Origin of the sequence: Nakamurella alba (assembly GCF_009707545.1) — a bacterium.
Classification (GTDB): Bacteria; Actinomycetota; Actinomycetes; order Mycobacteriales; family Nakamurellaceae; genus Nakamurella; species Nakamurella alba.
Map to the genome: position 1 here is coordinate 1 of NZ_WLYK01000024.1, position 3422 is coordinate 3422.

The window sequence follows — 3422 nt, forward strand, 5'->3', positions numbered from 1 at the left end:
ATCAGTTTGGCACTGACTTTCGGTACGCTGTTGAGTTCTCAAAGAACGGACGCGCACCAATCACAGTCTCTCAACCGCTCTTGGGGCAACCCGATCAACGTTACCCGGCTCTGCGACCCGAGTCAAATCCGCTTCCGGATCCGGCTCGCTCCGGGATCCTCTGGGAGGTCCGGACCCGCCGTCCGGAAGCCGGCTGGCGGGGCAGATCTGCTGCTTCGGGTGGTCCGGTCCGGCTTCTTTCCGGCTCTCGTACCGCTCCCTGGCAGCCCGGAAAACATTACGCACGTCGGTACGCGTCGTCAAATCGGCTGGTCAGAGGCCTGTCGGGCCGTTTCAGGGGCCCTCGAACGGTGTCCACGGCCGCGCAACTCCCACCCGGGGCGGCCCGGCGCCGCACGCCTCCCTGCCGCGCGGTCATGGCCTCATCGATCGTCCGGAGGGGTCGCGGAGCCCCGAAAGTCGTCGGCGTGAGCTGCGCCACTCGCTGTCTGAAACGTCGTTGTAGGGGCGGTGAGCGACAAACAGATCCCGCCGCCGATCGCGCCCGGAGTCACCCTGTGCGTGGAGTCACGGTCGGTGCCGACTGCCCGGGGTCGGTCATGCCCGCATCTTCGCTGCCGGCGCCGGGAGGTCAGCCGGCGGAACGGCGGGAGCCGGTCGCCGGTGTGTCCGTCGGCACCATCGCCAGGACCAACTTCCGGATGGCCGACGCCGCGCTGTCACTCGCCCCCGGTCCCAGGACAGCCATACTGGCGGTGATCGCCGCGAGCTCCGGGAGGTCGAAGGTGATCGACGCGATTGCCCGGACCGGCGTCAGGACCACGCCACCGGCGCGCCCGCGGTGGACCGTCAACGGCACGCCCGTATCGCGCAGGCGCTCCACGTCCCTGGCGACCGTCCGCTCGGCGACGCCGAGCTCGCGAGCGAGCTCGGCCAGTCCGATGCGCCCGCCGGCCGCCCGGTCGAGGCGCTCGATCAACCACTGCTGCCGTTCGACCCGCTTCAGGGTCAGGTGTCCGTCCGGCCGGCCGATGACCCTCGCATCCACGTCGCCGCTCACGGATCCGACAGTAATCCTGACCATGGCGCGTCCGGATTGATCCCTAGCGTGGTTCTCATGACCACACCGACACGGGAACAGACCGAAGAATTCTTCGACCGGTATGCGAGGGCCCTGCTCGCTCGGGACGAGCAGGCCATCGCCGGCATGTACGGCGTGCCTGCCCTCATCCTGGGCGAAGGCATCGCGATACCCGTCACCGACGAACAGCAGACCGCGGACTTCTTCGCGTCGTCGTGGCCCCAGTACGCCGGGGTCGACGACGCAACACGTCGGCTCGCGATCATGGGGAGCGGACCCGGCACCGTCTGGGCCGATGTCACCTGGACCTACTCAGGCGGTCCTCGCGAACGGTTCTGCTACCAGCTCGCGGCCTCCGACGGAGTCCTCCGGATCGTTGTCCTCACGCCCCTCGAGCTCGACCAGGACCAGCTCGACCAGGGCTGAGGCGCTGCGTCCGCCGTGCACGTCGCCACTGCTCCCCCCCGACCTTCACCGTCGCTGCGAGGTTTCGCCCGGATGATCCTCGAGGAAGTGACCGTGGGATGGCCACCTGTCCGGAGTTCGACCGCCCTTGCATGGACCAGCCACATCAACCCCGCAGGAGAATCGGACAGCGGAACGCGACGCACGCCGCTCACGCGCAGCTCCTCCGGTAGGGACTGTCACTCCAGTGGCCCGGGGCTGCACCGGGCGCTGCCCCGGGCCACGTCGTCCGACCAGCGCTTCGGTCGCGGTCACCCGGCACGGGAACGGCGCTCGCCCGGAACCGCACTCGAAGTCCATTCGCCGAGTTCGTCGGCCCGGCGAAGCGGCGTCCCGGCCGGGATCGACACAGACCCCTCCGCGATCGCCCGGCGCGCGGCGCGGAGTCCCATGGAACCGCCCAGCCGCCCCTCGGTGCGGCCGTTCAGTACGGCAGGGAGCCGTGCCAGTCGACCGACTCCCCTGGCATCCGCTCATTGCTCCAGCGCACCGCGGCTCCAGCGCACGACGGTTCCCTGCGAACGGCATCCGGTCGCGGCAGGATTCTGGAGACGACCCCCTCAGGCTGCCGCCCCTGTTCCGCTGCCCTACCGAGGCGCCCTCCACCGCGACCGGCGACGCAGAACGCGATGCGCCGCCTGCTTCGCCAGGAGCAGGTTCGATCCGTCGGCAGGGGACGAGCCGCGGTGCTCACCGACCGAGGTCGGGCGCGACCCACCGGTCATCTCACCGGCACCGACCGATAGCCCGCCGGCCGGCCGCTTCTCTGCAACCCGATACCAAGAATGGAGGGCGTCATCGACAGACGTCGGGATTCTCTGATGCGCAGCCTTCGCGAGGAGGTTGCCCATGTGTCCGGGAGGACCGCAGTCCTCGAGAAGCAGCAGGCTGTCCACGAGGGGCGCTACCCCGACGAGGGGCGCCACATCCGACAGACGCGGTGCGACCACGCCCATCAGGACCCAGCATCTCGCGCAACGCCCGAGGGAAGGTCGACTGGCTGCGGAATGATCGGGAGAGCAGTTCCGAACCGGAGCTCCTGCTGGGACGGTGGTCGCGACTCGCGGCCCGCGCCTCGAGAGTGCAAGGAGGGTCGAGCCGACCACGGACGGGCAGCGGCGGTGAGTCGGGTCCCGCACTGGCGACCTGGTCGGTCCCTCGTCCGAGGCCGACCAGGCGGAGCGGTCGCGCCGAACTGCAGCTGTGCCGTCGGGGCCGACCAGGCAGAACGAGGCGCCGCACTGCAGCCGTGCCGTCGATGCCGGCGGTGGCGACCTGACGTAGTCGGACCAGGGCCGCAGCCACACCGCAGCCGGGGTCGACTCGGAGTCGGGCACTGCAGGTCGTCCAGCCGGTCGACGAGCCCGGGGGTCCGGGACGTGACGAGCAAGAAAGACTGGACCGCTCATGTGGGGACGCCCGCCCGTTTCCAGGAGGGACGCCACATGCAGCTCATCTGGGGGATGTCCGGCAGCCGGCACCTGATGCTGATGCCCGAGAAGACGCGGGCGGCGCGCACGGGTTACGTCACCGTGACGGAACGGCGGTCTGGTCATACAAGGTCCGGATATGCGAAAGAGGGGGAACCAACTGGGTTGGTTCCCCCTCTTTCGTGAATGGTTGTCCGGCGGCGTCCTACTCTCCCACCCAGTGGCCCGGGCAGTACCATCGGCGCTGAGAGGCTTAGCTTCCGGGTTCGGAATGGGACCGGGCGTTTCCCTCTCGCTATGACCGCCGTAACTCTGTGAAGTTGTCGGGTCGCCGGCCCCAGGGGTGGGGTGGGCGGTGTCCGCTCCTTCAGAGCTGCACAGTGGACGCGTAGCATTTTTGTGGTAAGTCCTCGGCCTATTAGTACCGGTCAGCTGCACACCTTACG

Annotated in this window: 2 protein-coding genes and 1 rRNA gene; 1 reads left to right on the forward strand and 2 read right to left on the reverse strand. The window is 69.0% G+C overall.

The features are described 5' to 3' along the window. Nucleotides 1-631 precede the first annotated feature (631 nt). Nucleotides 632-1060, reverse strand: a complete 429-nt coding sequence (locus GIS00_RS26690; RefSeq protein ID WP_322098498.1) for a helix-turn-helix transcriptional regulator — start codon at nucleotides 1058-1060, stop codon at nucleotides 632-634. A gap of 57 nt (nucleotides 1061-1117) precedes the next feature. Here GIS00_RS26690 and GIS00_RS26695 point away from each other — a divergent pair, with 57 nt between their 5' ends. Further along, nucleotides 1118-1507 (forward strand): hypothetical protein, encoded by a 390-nt coding sequence (locus tag GIS00_RS26695; RefSeq protein ID WP_154771520.1) that lies wholly within the window; start codon nucleotides 1118-1120, stop codon nucleotides 1505-1507. 1661 nt (nucleotides 1508-3168) lie between these two features. On the opposite strand, the gene rrf is transcribed toward GIS00_RS26695, so the two are convergent. Beyond that, nucleotides 3169-3285 (reverse strand): 5S ribosomal RNA (gene rrf, locus GIS00_RS26700). Between the last annotated feature and the right edge of the window lie 137 nt (nucleotides 3286-3422).